The 25,105-nt window shown below is 65.9% G+C and carries 23 protein-coding genes; 14 read left to right on the plus strand and 9 right to left on the minus strand.

Annotated elements, in window-relative coordinates; all coding sequences use genetic code 11:
- The first annotated feature begins 36 nt into the window (after nt 1-36).
- Genes RJT50_RS12730 through RJT50_RS12765 form a run of 8 tightly spaced genes read left to right on the plus strand, consistent with a single transcriptional unit; the run spans nt 37 to nt 7,593 of the window.
- Nucleotides 37-981 (plus strand): ABC transporter permease, encoded by a 945-nt coding sequence (locus RJT50_RS12730; protein WP_313691798.1) that lies wholly within the window; start codon nt 37-39, stop codon nt 979-981.
- 3 nt (nt 982-984) lie between these two features.
- A complete protein-coding gene (locus RJT50_RS12735; protein WP_313691799.1) occupies nt 985-1,890 on the plus strand; it encodes an ABC transporter permease in 906 nt (301 codons plus the stop codon).
- Between the two features lie 2 nt (nt 1,891-1,892).
- On the plus strand, nt 1,893-3,125 hold the full coding sequence (locus RJT50_RS12740; RefSeq protein WP_313691801.1) for an ABC transporter ATP-binding protein: 1,233 nt from the start codon (nt 1,893-1,895) through the stop codon (nt 3,123-3,125).
- Complete coding sequence (locus RJT50_RS12745; protein ID WP_313691803.1) at nt 3,122-4,207, plus strand: ABC transporter ATP-binding protein; 1,086 nt, start codon at nt 3,122-3,124, stop codon at nt 4,205-4,207. The genes RJT50_RS12740 and RJT50_RS12745 overlap by 4 nt, the downstream gene beginning before the upstream one ends.
- Nucleotides 4,207-5,280, plus strand: coding sequence for a serine hydrolase domain-containing protein (locus RJT50_RS12750; RefSeq protein WP_313691804.1), 1,074 nt, complete (start codon nt 4,207-4,209; stop codon nt 5,278-5,280). Before RJT50_RS12745 ends, RJT50_RS12750 begins: the two co-directional genes overlap by 1 nt.
- Nucleotides 5,273-6,460, plus strand: coding sequence for an anhydro-N-acetylmuramic acid kinase (locus tag RJT50_RS12755; protein WP_313691806.1), 1,188 nt, complete (start codon nt 5,273-5,275; stop codon nt 6,458-6,460). Before RJT50_RS12750 ends, RJT50_RS12755 begins: the two co-directional genes overlap by 8 nt.
- Nucleotides 6,457-7,188 carry an HAD family hydrolase gene (locus RJT50_RS12760; RefSeq protein ID WP_313691808.1) on the plus strand — a complete coding sequence of 244 codons (732 nt, stop codon included), beginning with the start codon at nt 6,457-6,459 and terminating at the stop codon, nt 7,186-7,188. Before RJT50_RS12755 ends, RJT50_RS12760 begins: the two co-directional genes overlap by 4 nt.
- Before the next feature lie 27 nt (nt 7,189-7,215).
- Nucleotides 7,216-7,593 carry a Rid family detoxifying hydrolase gene (locus tag RJT50_RS12765; protein ID WP_313691809.1) on the plus strand — a complete coding sequence of 126 codons (378 nt, stop codon included), beginning with the start codon at nt 7,216-7,218 and terminating at the stop codon, nt 7,591-7,593.
- 40 nt (nt 7,594-7,633) lie between these two features.
- Here the strand turns inward: RJT50_RS12765 and RJT50_RS12770 are convergent, their stop codons facing one another.
- From RJT50_RS12770 to RJT50_RS12785, 4 genes are all read right to left on the minus strand, one after another.
- A complete protein-coding gene (locus tag RJT50_RS12770; RefSeq protein ID WP_313691810.1) occupies nt 7,634-8,437 on the minus strand; it encodes a creatininase family protein in 804 nt (267 codons plus the stop codon).
- A 640-nt stretch (nt 8,438-9,077) separates the two neighbouring features.
- The gene (locus tag RJT50_RS12775) at nt 9,078-10,373 is read right to left on the minus strand and encodes a TRAP transporter large permease (protein ID WP_313691813.1); all 1,296 of its coding nucleotides are present in this window, start codon (nt 10,371-10,373) and stop codon (nt 9,078-9,080) included.
- The gene (locus tag RJT50_RS12780; RefSeq protein WP_313691814.1) at nt 10,370-10,912 is read right to left on the minus strand and encodes a TRAP transporter small permease; all 543 of its coding nucleotides are present in this window, start codon (nt 10,910-10,912) and stop codon (nt 10,370-10,372) included. Before RJT50_RS12780 ends, RJT50_RS12775 begins: the two co-directional genes overlap by 4 nt.
- A gap of 76 nt (nt 10,913-10,988) precedes the next feature.
- Nucleotides 10,989-12,086: a TRAP transporter substrate-binding protein gene (locus RJT50_RS12785; protein WP_313691815.1), complete on the minus strand. Its 1,098-nt coding sequence runs from the start codon at nt 12,084-12,086 to the stop codon at nt 10,989-10,991.
- Nucleotides 12,087-12,277: 191 nt separating this feature from the next.
- Here RJT50_RS12785 and RJT50_RS12790 point away from each other — a divergent pair, with 191 nt between their 5' ends.
- The 4 genes from RJT50_RS12790 to RJT50_RS12805 all read left to right on the plus strand — a co-directional run bounded on the left by RJT50_RS12790 (nt 12,278) and on the right by RJT50_RS12805 (nt 16,824).
- Nucleotides 12,278-13,495: an iron-containing alcohol dehydrogenase gene (locus RJT50_RS12790; RefSeq protein ID WP_313691817.1), complete on the plus strand. Its 1,218-nt coding sequence runs from the start codon at nt 12,278-12,280 to the stop codon at nt 13,493-13,495.
- A 61-nt stretch (nt 13,496-13,556) separates the two neighbouring features.
- Nucleotides 13,557-14,321: an IclR family transcriptional regulator gene (locus tag RJT50_RS12795; RefSeq protein WP_313691819.1), complete on the plus strand. Its 765-nt coding sequence runs from the start codon at nt 13,557-13,559 to the stop codon at nt 14,319-14,321.
- Between the two features lie 251 nt (nt 14,322-14,572).
- Nucleotides 14,573-15,103, plus strand: a complete 531-nt coding sequence (locus tag RJT50_RS12800) for a cupin domain-containing protein (RefSeq protein WP_313691820.1) — start codon at nt 14,573-14,575, stop codon at nt 15,101-15,103.
- 185 nt (nt 15,104-15,288) lie between these two features.
- Nucleotides 15,289-16,824, plus strand: coding sequence for a class I adenylate-forming enzyme family protein (locus RJT50_RS12805; RefSeq protein WP_313691821.1), 1,536 nt, complete (start codon nt 15,289-15,291; stop codon nt 16,822-16,824).
- A 754-nt stretch (nt 16,825-17,578) separates the two neighbouring features.
- Here the strand turns inward: RJT50_RS12805 and RJT50_RS12810 are convergent.
- The 5 genes from RJT50_RS12810 to RJT50_RS12830 form a co-directional block, all read right to left on the minus strand.
- Complete coding sequence (locus RJT50_RS12810; protein WP_313691822.1) at nt 17,579-18,349, minus strand: SDR family NAD(P)-dependent oxidoreductase; 771 nt, start codon at nt 18,347-18,349, stop codon at nt 17,579-17,581.
- A 78-nt stretch (nt 18,350-18,427) separates the two neighbouring features.
- A complete protein-coding gene (locus tag RJT50_RS12815; RefSeq protein WP_313691824.1) occupies nt 18,428-19,570 on the minus strand; it encodes an ABC transporter ATP-binding protein in 1,143 nt (380 codons plus the stop codon).
- A gap of 120 nt (nt 19,571-19,690) precedes the next feature.
- A complete protein-coding gene (locus tag RJT50_RS12820; protein WP_313691826.1) occupies nt 19,691-20,527 on the minus strand; it encodes a carbohydrate ABC transporter permease in 837 nt (278 codons plus the stop codon).
- Nucleotides 20,527-21,444: a carbohydrate ABC transporter permease gene (locus RJT50_RS12825; RefSeq protein ID WP_313691827.1), complete on the minus strand. Its 918-nt coding sequence runs from the start codon at nt 21,442-21,444 to the stop codon at nt 20,527-20,529. The genes RJT50_RS12820 and RJT50_RS12825 overlap by 1 nt, the downstream gene beginning before the upstream one ends.
- Nucleotides 21,445-21,456: 12 nt before the next feature.
- Nucleotides 21,457-22,866 (minus strand): ABC transporter substrate-binding protein, encoded by a 1,410-nt coding sequence (locus RJT50_RS12830; RefSeq protein WP_313691829.1) that lies wholly within the window; start codon nt 22,864-22,866, stop codon nt 21,457-21,459.
- Nucleotides 22,867-23,081: 215 nt separating this feature from the next.
- On the opposite strand from RJT50_RS12830, the gene RJT50_RS12835 reads away from it, so the two are divergent.
- Nucleotides 23,082-24,059 (plus strand): mannonate dehydratase, encoded by a 978-nt coding sequence (locus RJT50_RS12835; protein ID WP_313691830.1) that lies wholly within the window; start codon nt 23,082-23,084, stop codon nt 24,057-24,059.
- A gap of 215 nt (nt 24,060-24,274) precedes the next feature.
- Complete coding sequence (locus tag RJT50_RS12840; RefSeq protein WP_313691831.1) at nt 24,275-25,048, plus strand: IclR family transcriptional regulator; 774 nt, start codon at nt 24,275-24,277, stop codon at nt 25,046-25,048.
- Nucleotides 25,049-25,105: the final 57 nt, after the last annotated feature.

A 25,105-nucleotide genomic window follows, 5' to 3' on the forward strand; every position in this document is an offset into this window, starting at 1 on the left:
CGAATCGCCGATTCGCTCCCCCCCGCTGACGCCCACATGAGAAAGTACGTCATCAGACGGCTCGCCCAGTACGTCCCCGTGCTGTTCGGCGTCTCGGTCATCTCGTTCAGCATGATGCATCTGGTCGCCGGCGGTCCGGTGCGGACGATGCTGGGGACGCAGGCGACCGAGGAACAGGTCCAGCAGGTGAGAACGGAACTCGGGCTCAACGCGCCGCTGCACGAACAGTATCTCGACTGGATGTGGGGCGTCCTCCACGGCGACCTGGGCAACTCCATCATGAGCGGCAAGCCCGTCGCGGCCGAGATCGTCGCCCGCTTCCCCGAGACGTTCTGGCTGGCGGCGGGAGCGACCGTGATCTCGATCCTCATCGGGATCCCGGCCGGGATCCTCTCGGCCACGAACCGGTACTCGAAGGTCGATTACGCGGCGACCGGCGTCGCGTTCACCGGCATCTCGATCCCCAACTTCTTCCTCGGGATCCTCCTCATCCTCCTGTTCGGGAACACGTTGAACGTCCTGCCCGTCGCCGGGTTCGTCTCCCCGCTGAAGGACCCAGTCGCGGCGGTGAAACACCTGCTGTTACCGTGGATCACCCTCGGCACGGCCCTCTCGTCGATCGTCATGCGGATGATGCGATCCAGCCTGCTGGAGGTGTTCAACGAACAGTACATCCAGGTCGCGAACGCGAAAGGGCTCTCACGCGAACTCGTCACCAACAAGCACGCGATCATGAACGCGTTGATCCCGACGGTGACGATCATCGGCCTCAACGTCGGCTACCTGCTCGGCGGGACGATCGTCGTCGAACAGATCTTCGCCATCTCGGGGCTAGGACGGCTGATCCTGAGTGCGGTGTTGAACAGGGACTTCGTCGTGCTCCAGGGCGTACTGCTCGTCACGGCCGGGCTCTTCACGACCGTCAACTTCGTGACCGACCTCGTCTACGCGGGACTCGATCCGCGAATCGGCTACGAGTAACCAATGGCTGGACAACCAACCGAATCATCGAACGCGGAATCGTCCGCCCGAACGACGCGAACGGGCGTCATCGTGCAAACGGTGATCAGGGACAAGCTGGCCATCGCCGGCCTGATCGGCCTCCTCACGATGGGCGTGCTGGCGATCTTCGGGCCGATCGTCTCCCCGTACGACCCGACGAACACGAACCTCGCGGTCATGTTGCAGGGCCCGTCGCTCGCCCACCCGCTCGGCACCGACCGGTACGGCCGCGACATCCTCACGAGGGTGCTCGTCGGCGCACGGGTGTCGCTGTACGTCGCGTTCGTCGGCGTCGGCATCGCGACCGGCCTCGGGGTTCCCCTCGGGGCGATCGCCGGCTACTACGAGGGGCTCCTCGGGGAGACGATCATGCGCGTGGCCGACATGGTGTTCTCCTTCCCGGCGCTGCTGCTCGCACTCGCGCTCGTGACGGTCCTCGGCCAGTCGAAGTTTAACATCGTCATCGCGATCGGCATCGTCTACTGGCCGGTGTTCGCCAGACTCACCCGCGGGAGCGTACTCTCGGTCAAGGAGGAGGACTTCATCCAGTCGTCGCGGGCGATCGGCGACGGCGACGTCCGAATCATCTTCTGGGAGATCCTGCCGAACGTCATCGCGCCGATCATCGTCCAGATCACCATCAGCCTGGCCGTCGCAGTCCTCGTGGAGAGTTCCCTCTCCTTCCTGGGGCTCGGCGTGCCCGCGCCGGAGCCGTCCTGGGGCCGGATGCTCGCGTCGAGTCGGAGCTTCATGACGCAGGCGCCCTGGTGGGTGATCGCCCCGGGCGTGTCCATCATGCTCACCGTGTTGAGCTTCAACTTCCTCGGGGACGCGCTCCGTGACGCGCTGGATCCACACCAGGAACGACAGCTGGAAGGGAGGAACTGAGAATGCAATCCGAATCACCGACGGCCGAACGGGCCGTCCGACACGACGAGGAACCGTTGCTCGACGTGACCGACCTCAGCGTCGAGTTCGAAACGTCCGCCGGCGCGGTACAGGCGGTCAACGGGATCGATCTCACCATCGCCCCCAACGAGACGCTGGGGGTGGTCGGCGAGAGCGGAAGCGGGAAGTCCGTCACCGCGTTGAGCCTGCTCCGACTCCTGGAGGGCTCCGCGAACGTCTCCGGCGAGGCACGGTTCCGGGGCGAAGACCTGCTCTCGAAGCCCGAGGCGGAGATGGAGGACGTCCGCGGGAACAGCATCTCGATGGTGTTCCAGGATCCGGGCTCGTCGCTGAACCCCGTCCTCACGGTCGGCGATCAGATCTCCGAGACGATCCGCACCCACCGGTCGCCGCCCGGCGAGGGGATCACCCGCCGGGAACGGAACGTCATGGGGAACCTGTTCCGGTCGAAGCGGAGCTTCAGACGGTTCGAGGAGTCCTGGGACAGGACCGTGGAACTGTTCGAACGGGTCGGCATCCCGCTCCCCGAGCAGCGAGCCCTGGAGTACCCCCACGAGTTCTCCGGCGGGATGAAACAGCGCGCGCTCATCGCGATGGCGATCTCCTGTCAGCCCGATCTCCTGATCGCGGACGAGCCGACGACCGCCCTCGACGTCACGATCGAGGCACAGATCCTTGAGCTGATCGACGAACTCCAGTCGGAGTTCGGCACCGCCGTCCTGTTCATCACCCACGACATGGGCGTCGTCCGGAAGGTGTGTGACCGGGTCGCGGTCATGTACGCCGGCAGCGTCGTCGAGAACGCGCCGACCGAGGAGCTGTTCGAGCAGCCGAAACACCCCTACACGGAGTCGCTCCTCCGGAGCGTCCCGCGCCTCGACGGCACGGACGAACTGGACCCGCTCTCGGGGAGCGTCCCCGACCTGACGCAGCTTCCGTCCGGCTGTCCGTTCGCGCCGCGCTGCCCGGCCGAGAACGACGCGTGCCACACGGCGTTCCCGCCCGCGTACTCGGTGACCGCCGGGAGCGAACCGTTGCCGGTCACCGCCCGGGAAGCGGACGGCGACGCGGTGACCGACGTTCCGCCCGGTCGACGCGAGACGGCGACCGACCACCTGGTCAACTGCGTGCTGTACGGCGACGCGGACCACCTGACCGCCCGTGACCCGACGGGGTCCCGGTCGGACGACCGACCGGAGGGGGTCGACCGATGAGCACCGAACCCGCGTCGAGGACGGAAGCCGCCCCCGACGACGCCGCGCTTCGCGCCGAGGGGCTCGAGAAGTACTACACGGTCAACCAGGGGATGCTGTCCTCGCTGCTGGGACGGGACGAACGACACGTCCACGCGGTCGACGGCGTCTCCCTCTCGGTCGACGGCACCCGGACGCTGGGGCTGGTCGGCGAGAGCGGCTGTGGCAAGTCGACGCTCGGCCGGACGCTCGTTCGCCTGGAGGAACCGACTGCCGGCAAGATCTGGTTCCAGGGCGAGGAGATCTCCGGCCGGTCCGAGCGGGACCTGCGCTCCTACCGGAGCGACATCCAGTTCATCCATCAGGACCCGTCCTCGTCGCTGAACCCTCGCAAACGGGTGAAACAGATCCTCTCGCGCCCGCTCGAGATCCACACCGATCTCGACGAAGCGGGTCGGGACGAACGGGTCGCGGAGCTGCTGGATCGGGTCGGGCTCGATCCGAACCAGCGCCACCGCTATCCACACGAGTTCTCCGGCGGGCAACGCCAGCGCATCGAGATCGCCCGCGCGCTCAGCGTCAACCCGTCCGTCGTCGTGGCCGACGAGCCCACGAGCGCGCTCGACGTCACGGTCCAGGCACAGATCCTCCAGCTGCTCGAGGAGCTCCAGACAGAGTTCGACCTCTCGATGGTGTTCATCTCCCACGACCTCCGAACCGTACGGTACATCGCGGACACGGTGAGCGTGATGTACCTCGGCCAGCTGGTCGAGACCGGTGCCACCGACGAGGTGTTCGAGTCGCCGCGCCACCCCTACACGCAGTCGCTGCTCTCGTCGGCACCCTCGGTGTCGGGTGCGGGCGGGGAGAGCATCACCCTGGAGGGCGAGCCGCCGGACCCGGTCGACCCGCCGTCCGGCTGTCGGTTCCACCCGCGGTGCCCGGTGGCGGAAGCCGGCTGTGAAACGCACGTTCCCGCCGAGTATGCCGTCTCCCCGTCACACACCCACCGGTGCCACTTCGAGGACGCGGACGTCTTCGATGCGGACGCGAGCAGCCCGACCCCCGTGGCACCGCTCGGGGACGGGACGGAGGGGGCCTGATGAGCGGGTCGCGTTCGCTCTCGACCCTCCTCCGGCGGGGGGTCGAAGCGGACGCGTACGTCGGCGCGGCCGCGGCGGTCGGCGACGCCGACGGCGGACTCGCCGTCGACTGCGTCGGGTTCGAGGACGAACGGGGCGGCGACCCGGTCACCCGGGAGACCAGGTTCGACGTCGCCTCGCTCACGAAGCCCGTGGTCACGACGACCGTCTGTGCGCGGCTCCTCGAGCGGGACACCGTCCAGTTGTGGGCTCCGCTCGCGGAGTACGTGCCGCCGCTCGAGGGGACGGCTCGGGGGGAGATTCCCCTCCGCGACCTGCTGTGTCACACCTCCGGGCTCCCCCCCTACAAGTCGTTCCCGTTCGGCTGGGAGTCGCCCGAGGCGCTCCGCGAGTCGCTGTACACGAGTCACCTCGGACTGCTCGCGGACCCCGGGGAGTGGTTCGTGTACAGCGATCTCAACTTCGTCCATCTGGCCGACGCGCTCGCTCGGGCGGCCGGCGAGTCGCTGTCGAGTCTCGCCTCCGCGCACGTGTTCGACCCGCTCGGGATGGAGCGCGCCTCGCTCGGCCCGCTCGAAGCGACCAGCGACGTCGCAGCGACGCGCGATCACCGCTGGCGGAACGAACGGCTTCGGGGCGAGATCCACGACTACATCGGTGCCGTCCTGGGGGCGGAAAGCGGGAACGCCGGGCTGTTCGCGACGATCGAGGACCTGACGCCCGTCGCGCGGATGCTCCTCGGCGATGGCGCCCTGGACGGGAGCCGCGTCCTCTCGGCGTCGACGGTCCGCCGGCTGACCTCGAATCAGACGCCGGACGCGGATCGTCCACACGGGCTCGGCTGGCGGCTACCACACGACGGGTCGCCGAGCGGGCCCTGGTCGGAGCGATCGTTCGGCCACACCGGGTTCACCGGCACGTCGATCTGGATCGATCCCGACGCCGGCCGGTTCGCGATCCTGCTGACCAACCACCTGTTGACCGGGGAATCAAGTACCGAGCTTTCGAACGTCCGAGCGAAATTCCACGCCGCCGTCGCCGACGGCGGTGACGAGCTGCTATCCAATGACTGAACCACACGACACGATCCGCGCCGTCGGCCTGATGTCGGGGACGTCCCTCGACGGCGTCGACGGCGCCTGCTGTACGATCGACCGAACCGCGACCGACGACCCGTTCGGGTACGACGTCACCCTCGAGTCGTTCGTGACCGTTGCGTATCCGCCCGCGCTCCGTGACCGGCTGGTCGCCGTCTGTGACGACGAGACCGGGACCGTGGACGACGTCTGTCGTCTCAACGTCGGTCTCTGTGAAGTGCTCGCCGACGTCGCGGAGCGGGCGTGGACCGAGGCCGGACACGAGCGGTCGGCCGTCGACGTCATCGGGAGCCACGGACAGACCATCTGGCACATCCCCGCCGAGGAGCCGGTTCCCGGGTACGAGCGGGCGAGCAGGTCGACGCTCCAGATCGGCGACGGGAGCGTCCTGAGCGCCCGCACCGGCGTCCCGACGGTCTCGGACTTCCGGATGCGCGACGTCGCCGCGGGCGGACACGGCGCCCCGCTCGCGCCGTTCATGGACGCGACCCGCTTCGCCGGCGAGTCGGCGTTCCGGGCCGTCCAGAACGTCGGCGGCATCGGAAACTGCACGCTCCTCCCCCCGAACCCGACGATGGACAACGTGACGGCGTTCGACACCGGCCCGGGGAACATGGTGATCGACGCCGTGGTCGAACTGCTGACCGACGGGGCGGAGACGTACGACGTCGACGGCGAGCTCGCGGCACGCGGCTCGGTCGACGAGGGGCTCCTCGAGACGCTGCTGGCGGACGACTACTTCGCGGAGGCCCCGCCAAAATCCACCGGGCGGGAGTACTTCGGCCACGAGTACGCGAGGACCGTCATCGAAGCGGGCCGCGAGCGAGGCCTCGACGACGAGGATATCGTCGCCACGGCGACGATGCTGACCGCGGCATCGATCGACGCCGCCTATCGGGACTTCGCCGACCGGTATCCGGACGAGATCTACGTCTGTGGCGGCGGCGCGTCGAACCCGACGCTCCTCGAGTTCCTCCGGACGCGGACGGACGCGCCCGTCGCCCGACTGCAGGAGCTCGGCATGGATGCGGACGCGAAGGAGGCCGCGATGTTCGCGCTGTTCGCGGCGACGAACTGCTGGGGGGAGCCGAACAACGTCCCGTCCGCGACGGGCGCCGACGGCCCGGTCAGCATGGGGAAGGTCTCCCGGCCATGAGCGACCGCCTCGAGGGGCTCCTCCCCGACCCGGACGCGATCCCGGCGTCGGGTCCCGGTCCCGCGCTCGTCGTGTTCGACTTCGACGGCACGCTCGCCGAACAGCGCGGGAGCTGGGGCCTGCTCTACCGCCTGTTCGGCGTCGAACCCGACGGCGTGGACCGCACCGACGCCTACTGGGACGGCGACCTGTCGTTCCAGTCGTGGTGTGAGGGCAACGTCGCCGACTGGCGCGAGCGGGGCGTCACGGCTTCACACCTGCGACGCGCGGCCGAGGCGATCAAGCTCACGGAGGGGGCCGGTGACCTCCTGGAAACGCTCTCGGCGGGCGACGTGCCGTTCGGCGTCCTGAGCAGCGGCGTGCTCGATCTGATGGCGCGGATCGAGACGCACGACCCGGCCTTTATCGTGTCCAACGAGATCCTGTACGAGGACGGCGTCCCGGTGGACGTCAGGGCACACGTCGGCCCCGACGACAAGGGGGAGCTCCTCCGGCGGCTCTGTGCCGCGGTCGACGTCGATAGCGAGGACGTCGTCTACGTGGGCGACTCCCACTCCGACGTCGAGGCGTTCGAGGTCGCCGGCACCGCCGTGCTGTTCGACCCCGACGATCGGATCGAGGAGGACCAGTACGACCTCGTCGACCACCTGCAGACGCGTCGGGACCTCGCGGAACTCGTCGACGTGATTCCCGTGCCCGGACCCCCGTCGTCCGGACACGAAACCTAGTTGGTGGCCCGCGCTCTCACCGTGCGTATGGAGGAAGTCAGTACGGATGAGGCTCCTGCGAGCATCGGGCCGTTCTCACAGGCGATTCGGGACGGGGACACCGTGTACGTCTCCGGACAGGGCCCGGTCGACCGGTCCGGGGAGATCGTCGGCGACGACGTCGCCGAACAGACGGCCCGGACGCTGGAGAACGTCGACGCCGTCCTCCGGGCGGCCGGCGGGTCGCTGGACGACGTCGTCAAGGCGACCGTCTTCGTTCGGGACATGGACGCGTACGACGTCGTCAACGAGGTGTACGCCGAGTCGTTCAGCCCCCCGTTCCCGGCCCGCAGCGCCGTCGAAGTCCGCGATCTCCCGATCGACATCGAGGTGGAGATCGAGGTGATCGCGAGCATCCCCGAGTGATCAGGGAGGCCCGGAGTCGGGTTCGACCGAACACGAGCGGCTACCGATTCCGCTCGTGAACCGTGCGTAGCAACTCCTCGAGTTCCGTCCGGACCGCCTCGAACATCTCGGCGCCCTTCTCACGGTCAGCCAGGGCCGGGTCGCCGATCGCGCCGGAGTCGGAGTAGGCGTCGAACCCACGGTAGACGGACACCGGACCGCCGACGAGCAGGTCCTGTCGCCCCCCTTCGTACGGCTCGTCCAGGTACGTTCCGTCGGCGAGCTCCTCCCTGACGAGGTCGGGAAACAGGTGGAGCATCAGCGACGTTTCGAACTCCCCGCCGTGAGCCATCCCGCCGGGGTCGCTGTCCCGGAGCTCGGTGATCGCCTCAGTCGCCAGTTCGAAGTACGTCACCCCGAGCACCTCCGCCGACTCGTTCGCCCGTCCGACCGTGTTCACCACCGTGGAAACGAGCGAGGTGTTCCCGCCGTGCCCGTTGATCAGCACCATCGCGTCGAACCCGTTGTCGAGCGCGGAGGTGCTGAGCTCCTCGAGAAGCGCGTGTGCCGTCTCGAACTCGGCCGTCATGGTCCCGCCGAACGGGAGGTGGTGAGACGAGAGGCCGCTCCACACCGTCGGCGTCACGAGGAGCGGAACCTCGTCGACGAGCCGGTCGGCCGTCCGGTTCGATACCTCCCCGGCGAGGAGACTGTCGGTGCCCACCGGGAGGTGGTCGCCGTGCTGTTCGACGCTCCCGAGCGGGACGACGAGAATCGATCCCTCCCGCCCGGCGATTTCACGGATCTCCGAGGCGGTGCGTGTCAGCCACGCCGCGTCGCCGCCGGTCAGCAAGCTCTGAACCATGTGGCTCGATGGGAACCCCGCACCAAAGTTCCACGGGACTCCGGCACTGGAGCGGAGGTCACCGGTCGACCGAACTCGGACGGGTGACGTACGGTAAACGAGATTGGAAGTGGGACGATATACAACTATCCTTATATTAATTCAAGTAAGTTTTTCACTACCTTCGAGAGCACGGGTGATAGTAGCCCATATGACGATGGTAGTCCGAAAAGAATGGGAGTATTCCCAGTACCGGCGTGTAATTAACGATGAATGAGTAAACTCGACTCCAGTCCGACGGCGGGAGGCGAGCTGGGCCGAAACCCGGCGAGTGCGTGCGAGCAACCTCTTCTGACCGTAATACCCGGTTCATCCGCGTTTTTGGACTGAGGGATGCGACGTTTCGTCCGGCTCCCGATCGCGGTCCCGAACCGGGGACTGGAAAGAACCATCACTATTCGATGTATTCTGTGAAAGGAGAGCGTCACGGAACGAGCGGTCAGTCCCTGCCGCCGGCACACGCGGTGCGGTCGTCTCGCTCCCCTCGCGGTAGCGGCGCGGAGGCTCGTGACCGCTCCGCTCGCGGACTCACTGTCTCAGGCGTGAACGCTCCCCGACGAACCGTGAACGGTTCCCGCCCCCCGAACGTCGTCCCGGACGCTCAGAGGGTCGGCAGGAACAGCGCGATCGAGGGGAAGAAGACGATGAGCAGGATGACGAGGAGGATCGGGACGTAGAAGGGGATGACCGCGCGCACGATCTCCTCGATCTTCGCGTCCGTGACCTTCTCCAGGACGAACAGGATGACCCCGAGCGGGGGCGTCAGCAGGCCGAGCATCAGCGTCAGCACCATCACGATCCCGAAGTGCAGCGTGTCGATGCCGGCGATGGTGAGGACCGGGAGGAGGATCGGGACGAGGATCGTGATCGCCGCCATCGTCTCGAGGAACGTCCCGACGACGAGCAGCACGAGCACGAGCAGCAGGAGGATCATCGTCGGGTCGCTCGTCAGTCCGGTCAGGGCTTCCGCGATGAAGATCGGCAGCTGGAGCTGGAGCGCGATCAGCCCGTAGAGGGCGGCCACGCCGACGATGAACATGAGCGCGAACGTCTCCACCATGCTGTCCCGCGTCTCGAGGTAGAGCCCGTGGAGGTCGAGTTCGCCGTAGTAAAAGCCCATGGCGATCACGTAGATGACCGCGATCGCGCCGGCCTCGGTCGCCGTGAACCACCCGCTGAGGATCCCGCCGATGATGAGAACCGGGGTGAGTAGCGGTAGCAGTGCGGCCTTGAAGCTCTCGACCGCCTCCTCGGTCGTGAACGCGTCGCCGCCCTCGTAGCCGCGGTGCACGACCATCAGCATCACGAACGCCATCAGCAGGAGGCCGATGAGCACGCCCGGAACGATCCCGGCGATGAACAGGTCGCCGATCGACTCCTCGGCGAGGATGCCGTAGATGATCATGACGACGCTCGGCGGGATGATCGGCCCGATGACCGCCGACGAGCCGGTGACGCCCAGCGAGATGTCCTTGTCGTACCCCTCGTCCCGCATCGCCTTGTACTCGACGCGGCCGAGCCCGGCGGCGTCGGCGACGGCCAGCCCGGACATGCCCGAGAAGATCATGCTCGCCACGATGTTCACGTAGGCGATCCCGCCGCGGAACTGGCCGACGAGCGCGGTCGCGAAGCGGAAGATGCGTTCGGTCAGCCCGATCCGGTTCATCAACCGGCCGAGCAGGAGGTAGAACGGAACTGCGAGAATGGTGAAGCTGTTGACGCCGAACAGCAACTGGGAGGCGATCAGCTCGTAGTTCAGCCCGCGGCCGAACGGCGAGACCATGATGAGCACGCTCGTCACGCCCATCGCGACCGCGACGGGGACGCCCATGAGGTAGAGCAGCAGCACCCCGCCGAGGAAGATGGTGAGGATCAACCCCAGTTCGGGGACGATCACGAGTCGACCCCCGAACCGTCCGTCGACGTCGGCTCAGCCCGGAGCAGTCCGACGAGCGTGCGCGCCTCGTAGACGGCCAGCAGGACGAACGCGAGACAGATCCCGAGATACAGCATGCCCGACGTGATCACCTGGACGGAGCCGAACTGGTCGCCCCACGTCCCGCCGGCCATCGTCGCCGTCCCCCGGATGACGATCAGCGCGAACGCGAGAACGATCACCGAGACGACGACGTCCAGCAGGCGCTTGGCGCGCGGGGACCGTTCCGCCAGCCGGTTCGGGAAGTAGTCCATCCTGATGTGCTCGTCGTTGCGCGTGGCGACGGCCGCGCCGACGTACGTCGCGATGACGAGACAGTATCTCGCCAGCGGCTCCGTCCAGTGGAACGGGATTCCGGCCACCTGAACGTCCAGCAGGCGGACGACCACCTGCACCGTGGCGAGAAGGATCGTCAGCGTAAACAGGAGGGTCCCGAGCGCGATCACGCCCCTGTCGAACCACGACTCGACGTGCAGGTCGAGGTTTTGTGTCGTGCTCATGCGTACCTGTGGGCTCTGCCGGCACCCATATGAATCGTGCGGGTGAGTGGCGAGGGGTTCCTGGTCGGGTCCCGGCTCACATCTGCTGGACTTCTTCCCAGGTTCCGGCCCAGGTCGACTCGAACAGCCCGTTGATCGCCGGCGTCGCCGCCGACTTGAACGCCTCGACGTCGACGTCGCGGACGATCGTCATCCCGTTCGATTCGAGCTGGTTGATCGTCTCCTCCTCGGTCTCGATCCCGATCTCGGCGGCCTCCGCGGTCGCCTCGAACCCGAGTTCGATGACGAGCTCCTGGTAGGTCGGGTCGAGCCCCTGGTAGAACTCCTCGTTGATCCAGAGGTTCCGGTTGCCGACCATCTGTTTCGTGAGGTTGAGGTGGGACTGCACCTCGTTGAGCTTCGAGGACTCGACGAGGTTCGCGTCGACGGCCGCGCCGTCCGCGGTCCCCGTCTGCAGTCCGCTGTAGATCTCGTTGCCCGGGATCGAGGTGGGGTTGACGCCGATCTCCTGCCACACCTCGACCCAGGCGTCGATGCCGGGCAGCCGCAGCTTCATCCCCTGCACGTCCTCGGGCGTCCTGACCGCCGAGTTGGCGGTGACGTTCCGCCGGCCGACGTACACGGGCTGGCCCATGACCCGGAGGCCGTTCTCGGCGGCGATCTTGTCGTACACCTCCTCCTGGATCATGTCGCTCTCCATCACCCGCAGGAGGTGGTCGTAGTCTTCCATCACGTAGGGGCTCGACGTGTACCAGTGTTCGGTCGCGTACAGGAAGATCGGGATCGGGCCGACCCCCATCCCCTCCAGGCCGCCCTGGGCGGCCGTCTGGGTCATCTCGACCTCGCCGCCGTACGCGCCGCCGGGGACGTGGTTCACCGAGAACCGGCCGTCGGTCTCGGCTTCGATCTTCTCCTTGAACCGGGCGATGGCGATGTTGTCGATGCTGCCCGACTGGAACGAACTGGCGAACGTCGCCGTCACCTCCGGGAGCGACTCGTAGTCGTTCCCGGACTCGCTCGTGGTCGTGCCGTCCCCGCCGCCGCTTTCGGTGTCGCTCTCGGTCGGTTCCGCGGTGTCCGATCCGCCGCCTGTACATCCAGCCGAGCCGATTACCCCCGCGACGGCTGTCGAACCGAGGACCCGCCGCCGGGTGATTCCGTTGTGCTTTGTCATGGTTGTCTCCGTGCCTGCTCGCGGACCCCGCACACCGTTCGGCGCGTGCGACGTCGTGTGTCGAACGATCCTGGTCCGCGTTACCAACTGTCCTCTCCTGCTCACTGGTGATAAACGTAGTGGAAAATATCTCCGGGGCGACGTTGAATTTTTCGGAAAAGGTGATTAGCGGGCCGCGTGAGACGGGAGACATGGCGGATCACGAGTTCAGACACTGGTACGGCCCGACCGAACTGACGGCCGGTCCCGGGTGCGTCGAAGCCCTCGATCGCGCCGTGCGCGAGGCGGGCGGGTCGAGCGCGCTGGTCGTCGCGGGTCGGTCGGTCAGCCAACAGCCGGCGGTGATGGACCCGATCCTGGCGGGCCTCGGCGACGCGTACGCGGCGACGTTCACCGAGGTGACCGCGGACAAGACGTACGAGTCGGTTCGGGCGGCGGCCGCGCGGGTGCGCGAGGACGGCATCGACGCCGTCGTCGGCGTCGGCGGCGGCGGTTGCATGGACGCCGCGCGGGCCGTCAGTGTCGTCGCAGCCCATCCCGAGGCCGACCCGCAGTCGCTCTTTGCCGACGTCGACGAGCGCGGGGAACTCACGCTCTCCAGGCTCCCGAACGCGCCGCTCCCGGTGGTCGAAGTGCCGACGACGCTCTCGGGCGCGGAGGTGACGTGTGCGGCCGGGATGAACGTCGTGGACCCCGACGGGGGACACGTCGTCCGCACCGCGCCGATCATCCACCCCGACATCTGGCCGGCCGCGATCTTCTACGACCCGGAACTCGCCGTCGAGACCCCCGAGCGGGTGATCACCACCTCGGCCATGAACGGGCTCGACCACGGGATCGAGATGCTCTACTCGCGCAACGCGATCCCGATGACGGACGCGACCGCGGCCCACGGCGTCCGCGTGCTCTCGGATGCGCTCCCGCGGCTCGGCGCGAACCCCGACGACGTCGACGCGATGGGCGACGCGATGGTGGGCGTGGCGCTCTCGACCACCGGGCTCATCGACCCCACCAGCGGGCCCAAGTACTCGATCGTCCACGCGTTCGGTCACCAGCTCGCCCAGCAGTGCGGCGTCCAGCAGGGGCTCGCACACGGGGTGATGGCCCCCGACGTGCTCGCGTACGTGTTCGAGAACGTGGACGGCCGCCGGGACCTGCTGGCGGACGCGCTGGGCGTCGACGCGGGCGGGACGGCCGTGGAGACCGGGGACGCCGTCGTCGAGGCGGTCCGGGACGTCAGGGACGGGCTCGGGCTCCCGTCCCGACTGCGCGACCTGGACGCGGTGGATCGGGCGGAGTTCGACGCGCTCGGCGCGGCGATCGAGGGCGACATCGGCCTGACGTTCGCGCCCGAGGGGCTCGACCCCACCCCCGAGTCGCTGACTCGCGTGCTCGAACGCGCCTGGTGAGGCGGCGATACGTTCGACAGCATCGAACGATTTATCACGGTCGAAGACACATCGTTCCGGTATGACCGAGGGCGACTCACTCACGATCAAATCCGACCGGACGTTACTCTCGATTCTCACGGTGCTCGGCGACAGGGAGCGCGCGGGCGTGACCGAGATCGCCTCGGAGATCGGCCGCGCGAAAAGCACGGTTCACGGCCACCTGCAGTCGCTGCGCGAGGCGGGGCTCGTGGTCAGGGACGGCGACGAGTACCGGCTCAGCCTCGCGTTCCTGAACTTCGGGAAGGGCGTCCAGACCACGCATCCGATCTACGAGGTGGCGGAGCCGAAAGTCGACGAACTCGCGGAGATCTCGAAGGAGAAGGCGTGGTGTTTCGTCGAGCAGCGCGGCTACGCCGTCTACCTCCTGGGCAGCCAGGGCGAGAACGCGACGAAGACCCCGGCGCGCGTCGGCCACCACAGGCACATCCACCAGCTCGCCGGCGGGAAGGCGATCCTCGCGCACCTCCCCGAGGACCGGCTCGCGGAGATCATCGCCGACCACGGCCTGCCGTCGGCGACCTCACACACGATCACCGACGAGTCGGCGCTCCGCTCGGAGCTGGAGGCGATCCGGGAGCGCGGGTTCTCGCTCAACGTGGAGGAGGCCATGACCGGGCTCAACGCCATCTCGGTTCCGGTCCTCGACGTCGAGGGAGGCGTGTACGGCGCGCTCAGCATCGGCGGGCCAGCCCACCGCCTGACGCGCGAGCACATGGAAGAGGAACTCGCACCGATGCTGCTCGGGATCGCGAACGAGGTGGAGATCAACATCAGACACTGGTGAGCCGCAACCGTTCGACGACATCGAACGCCCGTTTGGGCCTTCTATTACAACGCTAATGCTGTAATTCTCTCGAACGATCACCGGGAATCCCGCGAGCGAACCGTCGGGACGCCGTTCGGGGGTCCCCGCGGCACGCGTTCGACAGCGTCGAACGCCCGCGCTCGTGGCCACGGCAGGGCGGGACGGAACCTGTCCGGCGAGCGACCCGTGGCTGAGCGAAGATTTATGGGTACCGGTGCGAGAGAGCGAGCGTGGTTGCTCACAAGAACTACGCGGCGCTGCCACGCCAGAAGCCGTTCAAGGTGAAGGCGACGGCGTCACCGACGGTAGCGGAGGCCGGCGAGACGGCGGACGGCGACCCGCACATGACGATCTACTCGACGGTGCTCACGAACGACTTCATCTCGACGTGGACGACGGGCGAGCCCGGCGCGACCATCCCGTGGCACTCGCACAGTCCGGAGATGTACCAGGTCCTGTTCAACGTCGAGGGGCGGTGCCGCTGGCACTACAAGGACAACGACGGCACCGAGCGGAGCATCGACGGGAACCCCGGCGAGGTCATCTACCTGCCCGCGGGCGCGGAGAACAGGGTCGAGGTGATCGGCGACGAGCAGCACACCCACATCGGGGCGCTGAAGCGACCGCGCGTTCCCCGGCTGGAGCACCTGATGGGTGAGACGGAGGGGCTGTACGACCACACCGAGTTCCCCGCCGCGCTCGTGTACGACGACATGAACGACCGGGTCGTGCGGCAGGTCGACTCCGCGCTCGTCGACTGAGTCTCCCGGGGCGGACGGCGACGAACTGAGGGCGGACGGCGACGGATTGCGACGGACGACGACGAACGAGCGGGGCGCGGCCGACCGGCGTGATCGGTTCCGCGAGTCGCCCGTATGGCGCTTCCGCGCGGACCGGGAACCGCGACGAGCGGTACCTTCTTACCGTCCCTCCCCGAGCATTTCCCATGATGCGGATCGAAGCGCTTCTGGATCGACGCGTGGAGAAGACGCCGGACGGGACCTTCCTCACGTTCCCGGAGTCGAGCGAGACGTACGAATCGGTCGCGAACAGATCCAAGCAGTACGCCAACGCGCTCGCGGAGCGAGGGATCGGGGCGGGCGACGCGGTCGGCCTCTTCCTGCCGAACCGCCCCGAGTTCGTCTACCTCATGTTCGCGACCGCCTACCTCGACGCGGTCACGGCCCCGGCCAACCCCGAGTACAGGGCGGGCGAACTCGAGCACTCGCTCACGCTCTCGGAGCCGGAGGTGCTCGTCACGACGGCCGAACTCGTCGACGTGGCCGTGGAGGCTGCCGCGGGGACCGGCGTCTACGAGATCCTGCTCGTCGACGAGCTGGACGGGTACGAGGAGTTGCCCGCACTCGCCGACGAGCAGCCGACGACGGTCGAGCCGAACGACGGCGACCCGACCGCGGTCGGGCTCCACATGTACACGTCGGGGACGACCGGCCCGCCGAAGGCCGTCGAGTGCCAGCACGAGAACTGGACGATCAGCGCGGTCGACTTCCAGAAGCGGATGGGCTTTACCCACGAGGACACGCTGTTCACGGCGCTCCCGCTGTTCCACGCGAACGCGCAGGTGTACTCGATGCTCGGGGCCGCTGCCGCGGGCGCGGAGGTCATCATCTACGAGCGGTTCTCCTCGTCCAACTGGTGGCAGTGGTGCCGCGAGCACGACGTGACGGAGTTCAACGCGATGGGGAGCATGCTGAAGATGCTCGACAACGTCCCGCCCTCGGCGGTCGACGAGACGAACCCGGTCGAGCAGGTGTTCTCTGCCGGCACGCCCCCCGAGCTGATCGAGCCGTTCGAGGAGCGCTTCGACCTCCGGGTCGTCGAGGGCTACTCGCTGACCGAGGACACGATGTTGATCCTGAATCCCACCTCGGACGAGAAGCGGAGGATCGGGAGCATCGGGCTCCCGCCGGCCGAGAAACGCGTCAAGATCGTCGACGACGAGGGCGAGGAGGTGCCCCGCGGGACGAAAGGCGAGATCCTCCAGCAGGGGCCGACGCTCATGGCCGGCTACCACGGCCAGCCCGAGAAGACGGCCGAGGTCGTCGACGAGGACGGCTGGTTCTCGACCGGCGACTACGGAAAGCTCGACGAGGACGGCTTCCTCTACTTCCTCGACCGGAAGAAGGACATCGTCCGGCGCGGCGGGGAGAACATCTCCTCCTACGAGGTCGAGGGCGTCATCAAGGCGATCGAGGCCGTCGAGGAGGTCGCGGTCATTCCGAGCCCGGACGAGTTCTACACCGAGGTCGTGAAGGCGACCGTGACCGTGAAGGAGGGCCACGACCTCGCGGAGGAAGAGATCGTCGAGCGGTGTCGCGCCGAACTCGCGCCGTTCAAGGTGCCCAGGTACGTCGAGTTCGTCTCGGAGTTCCCGTACACGCCGACGGGGAAGATCCAGAAACAGAAGCTCCGGAGCCGCGAGAAGGAGGAGGACGTCGACCACTGGGAACGGCCCGAGTAGCCGGTCGAACCGATCCATCTGCCCTCCTCGCCGCCCGAATCGCGCTTTTCGTCGTCTCGACCCCCCGACCGAAGGGGGTCCCCGACGGCATCTCAACTTCGAGACGGATCCATCCCGGATACGAACTTCGAAAGGGTCCCGCCCGTGAGATTCTCTCTACTTCGGATACTACGGCTGAAATCTAATATATCGTATACTTATTCGTCGGGCCATCCACGGTGTTTTCTCCGTTCGGGACGGTGAACCGAATCACACAATAATATATTGAACGATACTGACCCATACTCGGCACGTCCGTGTGAAAACCTATCGTATAGCGGGAGTTTCCACATCTGCAACCGTCAGCCGACCCGGATGGATTGTCTCCCACCGTTCTGGTCCACGAGTGCCGTAGAGTGGCTGACGGACGAGAAAATGAGGACACTGGAAGCGGTCGTGGGGAAACTGAATCCGCCGGTTCCGATCGTCCGTACCCGCCACGACTCACGAGGAAACAACGACCGCGTCGATACGATCGGTCCGCAAGAAAACATATAAGAATCGAATGATAGATGGAATAATGTTATAAGTTCTTCCGGGCGGCTCCTCACCCTTCTGGCGGAGTCTCGGAGCGATGTGATACGACTCGAAGAGCACAGCAATGCCGTCTCGCAACTGTTCGCGTGATCGGCCCGACGCGTCCGAACCGATCGGTGGGTCCGGACGACCGTGAGACCGGAAAAGGAACACTCGACCTCGAGAGGTCGCGCGCCGCTCAGACCGAACTGTCGTCGTACCCGCCGTCGACGGTGAGAACTTCGCCGGTCGTGAACGACGCCGCGTCGCTGGCGAGGTAGACGGCGGCACCGCTGATCTCGTCGGGCGTCGCGACGCGCCCCATCGGCGTCCTGTCGTCGACGTGCTCGCGGAACTCCGACCCGTCGTCCAGTTTCGGTCCGGCCATCTCGGTCTTGACGAACCCGGGAGCGATGGCGTTGACCCGGACGTCGGGCGCGAGGTCGGCCGCGGCCGCCCGCGTCAGGCCGTTCACGCCGCTCTTTGCGGCACAGTAACTCGGCCGGGCGGCGCGCGCCTGGTCGGCCGACATTGACGAGATGTTGATGATGCTGCCGTCGGTCATGGCGCCGCCGAAGGTCTTGCAGGCCCGGAACACGCCGGTGAGGTCGACGTCGATGTCGTTTGCCCACTCCGACTCGGTCATCCCATCGATCGGCGTCTGTGCGACGGCGCCGGCGGAGTTGACGAGGACGTCGATCCCTCCGAGCGCGTCCTCCGCGGCGGACCGGAGCCGCTCGATGGAGTCGGGGTCGGTGACGTCACAGGTGACCTCGGTCGTGGTCGCGCCGAGCTCGCGGAGTTCGGCGGCCGCCTCCTCAACGGCAGCTTCGGAGCGGCTCGTCGAGACGACGTCGGCACCGTCGCGTGCGAAGTCGTGGGCGATCGCTCTTCCGATACCTCTCGTGCCGCCGATGATCACGGCGGACTTTCCGTCGACGGTAACCGTCGGCGTGGGAGCAGTCGTCATGCGTGGGTGTGGGAGTTGCAGTCGGGTTCGTGAAGGTGTTTCGATGGATCGGGACCGGCTGGCTGATCTGTCGGGACCTTACGGTTTGGGTGATTCGCGTTCGGCCCGCTCGAACCCGTTGGCGAGCGCTTCTCCGGTCCTGCCGTCGAACACGTGCAGGTCCGCGACATCGAAACCGAGCGTGAACGTCTCGCCCCGTTCGGGCCTGTCGTGTGGCGGCGCGAGCGCCCGGAGATCCTGCTCGTCGGCCGCCGATTTCAGGTGGAGTATGATGTCGTCGCCCATCTGCTCGAAGATGTTGACCCTCGCCTCGATGCTGGGCTCCGTATCGTCGTCGACCGGCTTGAGGTCGCTCGGGCGGATCCCGAGGGTGACCTGGTCGCCGGTGGCCGCCGACGCGATCCGCTCGCGTTGCGCGGACGAGAGGTCGACGTCGGACGACAGCAACGGGGAGGAAACGCCGTCCGGCGTCATCGTCGCCTCGATGGTGTTTATCGTCGGCGATCCCATGAACCGGGCGACGAAGACGTTGTTCGGGTTGTGATAGACGTCGTAGGGGGAGGCCTTCTGCATGATCATCCCGTCGTTCATGATGACGACCTGGTCAGAGAGCGTCATCGCTTCCTCCTGGTCGTGAGTGACGTACAGGGTCGTCGTCTGGAACTCGCGGTGGAGCTCCTTCAGCTCGGCCCGCATCTCGATCTTCAGTTTCGCGTCGAGATCGCTCATCGGTTCGTCGAGCAGGAAAATCGCGGGACTGCGGATGAGCGAGCGGGAGAGCGCCACGCGCTGTTGTTGACCGCCTGAGAGCTGGTTCGGCTTCTTGTCGAGGAGCTCCTCGATGTCGGTGATCCGGGCCATCTCCTCGACCTGTTCGTCCCGCGTCTCCCCGTCGACGTCGGTGTATTTCAGCCCGTACTCGATGTTCTCCCGGACGGTCTTGAACGGGAACAGCGCGATGTCCTGAAACACCATCGAGATGTCCCGATTCTGCGGGCGGAGGTTCGTCACGTCGTCCTCGTCGAAGGTGATCCGGCCCTCAGTCGGCGTTTCGAGGCCGCTGATCATCCGCAGAAGCGTCGTCTTGCCACAGCCACTCGGACCGACGAGCGTGGTGAACTCACCGTCCTCGAGGGTCATGCTGATCGAGTCGACCGCGACCTCGTTCCCCGCCGGGGTCGGGAACACCTTCCGGAGATCCGTGCACGTAACTCTCGCCATGTCACCATAGAACACTCAGGGTATAATAAAAACACTGAATAATTACGGGTTGATTTCGACACAAAATTGGGTGGGTGTCGGGTCCACCGGACCGTCGGTGAGACGGCGAAACGGGGGGATTCAGTCGAACCCGCTGATGCTGAATCCCGCGAGGATGTATCGATTGAGGGTGAACACGAGGATCAGGGGCGGGAGCACGAGCAGCGTCGCTCCCGTCATGATCAGGTCCCAGTACACCTGTGCCCCCTGCGTGTAGATGTCGATGCCGACGGTCAACAGCGTCATGTTGGGATCGTCGACGAGGATCAGGGCGAAGGTGTAGTCCCCCCAGGAGATGCCGAAGGCGAAGATGGCGGACGCGATGATGCCGGGGAGTGCGCCCGGCGTGGCGATCTCGATCATGCTCTTGAAGCGCGAGGCACCGAACACCCACGCGCTCTCCTCCCAGGAGATCGGGACGGTCTGGAAGAACTGCCACATCAGCCAGGTGGTGAACGGGATCGTGACCGCCGCGTGAGCGATGACCAGTCCCAGGTAGGAGTTCAGTAGTCCCAGCCCGTCGAACACCACGTAGTACGGGATTCCCAGCATGAGCGGCGGGAACATGTAGGCGAAGATGAAGCTCATCGCGATGTACTTCTTGTACGGGATGGCGTACCGGGTCAGCCCGTACCCCGCGAGCGTCGAGATGACGACGCTCAGGACCACGTTTCCGATGCTGACGATGAGGCTGTTTCTGAGCCACAGCAGGTACTTCGTGTCCTCGAACAGGCGCTCGTAGTTGGCGAGCGTGACCGTGCTCGGGATGATCTGTGGCGGGTACTGGACGATGTCGGCGGACGGCTTGATGCCGGAGACGAACATCCAGTAGAAGGGGAAGCCGAACACGACGAGTAGCAGGACGACGCCGGCATACTTCGCCGCCCCGAGCCCGAGGTTTTTGACGTGTGCGTCCATCACGTTTCGACCTCCTCGTACGGTTTGAACTGCGTGAAGTACACGATACCCGTCGCGAGCAGCATCAGGAACATCACGACGGTCAGGCTCGCACCCAGTCCGCCGCGGAACTGCTGGAACGCGATCTGGTACGCGTAGACGACCATCGTGAGCGTCTCGTTGAACGGCCCTCCCGAGGTGAGCAGCCAGATCATGTCGAACTTGTTGAACTGCCAGATGCTCCGGAGCAGAACGACCAGAAACAGCACGCCCTTGATGTTGGGGTAGGTGACGTCCAGGAACCGCCTGAGCGGGTTTGCCCCGTTGATCTTGGCGAGCTCGTACATCTCCGGATCGATCGACTGGAGCCGGGCCAGCACGATCAGGACGACGAAGATCGAGAACTTCCAGTTCCCGATCCAGACGACGCTGTGGAGCGCATGGCCCACCGAGAAGAAGTTCACCGGGTCGGCCACCAGCCCCGACTCCAGCAACAGGTAGTTGACCAGTCCGAGCCGGTTGTGGAACAGCCACCTGAATATCATCGCGATGGCGACCGTCGGGATCAGATAGGGGAGCAGGACGATGGACCGAACGACGTTCGAGAACTTGAACGACTGGTTGAGAAACAGCGCGATGGCGACGCCGACGACGACCTGTGTCAGCACGGAGTACATCGCGTACAGCACCCCCCGCTCCATCGAGTTCCAGAACGTCTGGTCGGAGGCGAGCAACTGGTAGTTACTGCTGCCGACGAACTCGAGCCCCGAGATACCGTAGCCGGCGTGGAAGCTGAGGTAGATCCCGAACAGGATCGGAAACAGCGAGACGCCGAAGAACACCAGTATCGCGGGCGCGATGTAGAGGTATCCCTGCAGACGTTCCGGCCGGTGCCGGACCGCGGCCACGTGATCCTTGAGCCGTGAGTGGAGATTCATCGGTGGGTTCGCTTACTCCTGGAACTCCGGGAGCGTGTTTCGAAGCTCCGCTGCGGCGTCGTCGACCGCCTGACCCGGCTCCTTCCGTCCGGTGATCCCCTCGGCGATCATCGTCGGGATGATGTACGTGTACATGGTCAGATCGAAGTAGTACGGGAGCGGCGGATCGGTCCGTTCGATCGGCAACACGCCGTCGTCGGCGTACTCCTTGTAGTACTCGACGACGTCCGGACGCTGGGAGACGATGTCGTTGCTCTGGAACGACTCCTTGTCCATGACGCTCACGTCCGGCGGCACGTTGTGCAGCGGGACGGAGAGAAGGCTCTCCACGTACCAATCAGTCGTCATGTAGTGGCTGACGAAGTCCTTCGCCAGTTCGGTGTTCCCCGACTCGGCGGGACAGAAGAACCCGCCAACGGTCATGACAGTCTGGTAGTCCGCCTCACCCTCCTGGGTGAGCGGCGCCTGCGGATACGGCGCGGGACGCGTGTTCGCGCCGAGGCCGTCGGGCTCCTGTCGCATCGCCTGCGTCAGCGGTCGGCCGGTGTAGTAGGTGGTCGAGACCAGTTCGGACATGTACACTTCGACCATGTCGGTCCACTCGTAGCTGGTGGACTCGGGCGAGAACTGGTACATCCGGTTGAGGTAGTTCAGGACCTCGATCGCCCGCTCCCGATTGGGTTCCTGATCGAGGACGACGTCGACCTCCTCGGCGTCGTCCGAGGGGTCCAGGTAGCTGACCCCGTTCATCATCATCTGTGCGTCGTAGTTGTACTGGGTGACGCCGACGTTGGGGTTGGCGAACGTGAGGACGGGATCCATCTGTTCGCCCTCCAGGTGCGAGGAGAGCGTCTCCATGTTGGACAGCTGCTCGTCCCACGTCGTGGCGGGCTGGATGCCGGCGGCGTCGTACACGTCGCCGCGGTGCCACATCGTCATCACCCCGATGTCGTGCGGCCAGAAGACGCTGCCGTCACCGACCTCGACCTGGTACTGCTCCGGAATCGACTGGTCTTGGAGCCTGTCTGACATGTCTGCTAGACGGCCCTGTTCCCCGAACCGCCACGCCCACTCCGAGTTGAGGAACGCGACCTCCGGGATGTCTCCCGTCTCGAACGACCGCTGGAGCGTCTGGACGACCTCGTCGAAGCCCCGGAAGAGGAACTCCGCCTCGACGTCCTGGTCGACCGTGCTCGCCCAGTCGTCGAACGCGTTGCGCAGGGTCTCCTGGATCTCCGGCGAGGAGTGGTCCGTGATGACCTGGATCGTCTGGGTGCCACCCTCGTCCCCCGAGTTCCCGCCGTCCTGGGAGTCCCCGCCGAGGCCGGTGCAGCCGGCCAGGCCGGAGACGCCCGCCCCGGCGAGCGTCGTGCCAGTCAACTGTACGAACTTCCGCCGATTCGATTGCCGAGTCTCCTCCACTCGGCCGGGCTCACTCTTTGACCGCATACTCGTAGAGCACCCGTGCCATCTATAATAAACGTTTGGGCTCTACGGGCGTCGTCGGCCCCGGCGAACGTATCGGCAGAATTCCCCGCTACTGCAGAAGCTTACTAACTCTGTGCGCTCCGTACGGCCACATGTCCGTGAGTAGCAAGCCTTCTGCGCTTAGCCAGCGGCAATACCACGACTTGCCGATGCGCGTCGGCGTCGGCCAGTTCATGCATCCGACCGAGGAGCGACTCAGATACATCAAACAGCTCGGCGTCGACGATATCCAGTTGAACATGTACGAGACGCCGTTGCTGGCCGATTCGGAGAACCCACTGAGCGGTGCGGAAAAGTGGGAGTACGAGGAACTGCTCCACCTGCGGACGCGTATCAACGACGCGGGACTCCGGTTGAACGCCATCGAGAACGTTCCGCTCTCGTTTTACGACGACGTGATGCTCGGGCGCGAGGGGCGCGAGGAGCAGCTCGAGAACGTAAAGGAGACGATACGAAACGTCGGACGGGTGGGGATTCCGGTGCTCGGCTACCACTGGGCGCCCAACGGCGTCTGGCGCAGCGCGACCAACCGGAAGATCAGGGGCGGCGCGACGACGACCGCCTTCGAACGGTCGGAGATGGGCGACGTCCCGCTCTCGTTCGACCGGGAGTACACGGAGGCCGAACTCTGGGACAACTACGAGTACTTCATCGAGGAGGTCCTCCCGGTCGCGGAGGAGGCGGGCGTCTCCCTGGCGCTCCACCCGAACGATCCGCCGATCGAGAGCATCGGGGGCGTTCCGTTGCTCTTCCGGAACTTCGAGAGCTTCCAGCGCGCCATGGATCTGTACGAGACCGACAATCACGGGCTGAATCTCTGTCTCGGGACCTGGTCGGAGATGCACGAGGACCTCTTCGACGTCATCGAGTACTTCGGTTCCCGCGACGAGATCCTCTACGTTCACTACCGCGACGTCGAGGGCAAGGTCCCCGCGTTCACGGAGACGTTCGTCGACGAGGGCAACTACGACGAGTACGAGGTCCTCGAGGCCCTCCGGAACGTCGGATTCAGTGGCATGATGATCCCGGACCACGTTCCGAAACTCGAAGGCGACGAACCCTGGAAGCACCGGGGCAGAGCGTACACCGTCGGGTATCTCAAGGGGATGCTCAAGAGCCTGGACTGATTCCGGTCGTCCCGACGGAACTCTCCGGAGCGACGAACGTGACGCGTGCGTCAAATTCCACTCTCGGTGGATGGATGACCCGGTCGGGGGAGTGACGGTCGGCCCTCGGAGTTCGATCGACGGGCGGGCGGCCGACGACGACGGACGGGAGGGATCGTCGCGGAGAGAATCCACGCACAGTAGATTTTATCTACGGACGTACGCTACCTGGTAGCATGAACACGGACGCCGCGGACGAGGGGGGAAAGCGGGTCAACGCGGTACAGCGTTCGTTTGCCGTCCTGGACGTCGTTCGGCGGTCCGGCACCGTTCGGATCTCGGACGTCGCCGAGGAGCTCGGTATTCCCACCAGCACGGCACACGTCCACCTGAAGACGCTCGAATCCGTCGGATACGTCGTACAGGATACCGACGGGTACCGCCAGAGCCTCCGATTTCTCAGGGACGGCATCGTGGTTCGTGACCGGTTGAACGTCTACTCCATCTCGAAGCCCGAGTTGGACGAACTGGCGGCCAAGACGGGCGAAGTCGCCAACCTCGGGGTCGAGGAGGACGGCAAGCGGGTCATCCTGTACCAGTCCGAGGGAAGCGAGGCGGTGTACGACAACGCGCCGACTGGGGAGTACACGAACATGCACTGGACGGCGCTCGGGAAGGCCATCCTCGCCGCCCGGTCCGACGACTACGTCACCGAGTACGTCGAGGCGTACGGGCTCCCCGACAAAACGGAGAACACGATCACCGATCGTGACCAGTTCCGTGAGGAACTGGAAACCGCGCAGGAACGGGGGTACACGTTCGAGGACGAGGAGCGGCGCGAGGGGATCCGGTCGATCGCGGTTCCAATCACAGTGGAAGATTCGGCCGTCGGTGCGATCTCCCTCTCGGGACCCAGAGAACGATTCGACGACCGGCGGATTCGGGACGAACTCCTCCCTGAGCTCCGGGACACCTCCAACGTGATCGAAGTCAAGTACGCCTACGAGTGACTGATCGCCCGACGACCACCGGTTCGGTGTTCCGGTACGAACTCGAGTCGAACCTGA

Source organism: Halobaculum sp. XH14 (assembly GCF_032116555.1).
GTDB classification, from domain to species: Archaea; Halobacteriota; Halobacteria; order Halobacteriales; family Haloferacaceae; genus Halorarum; species Halorarum halobium.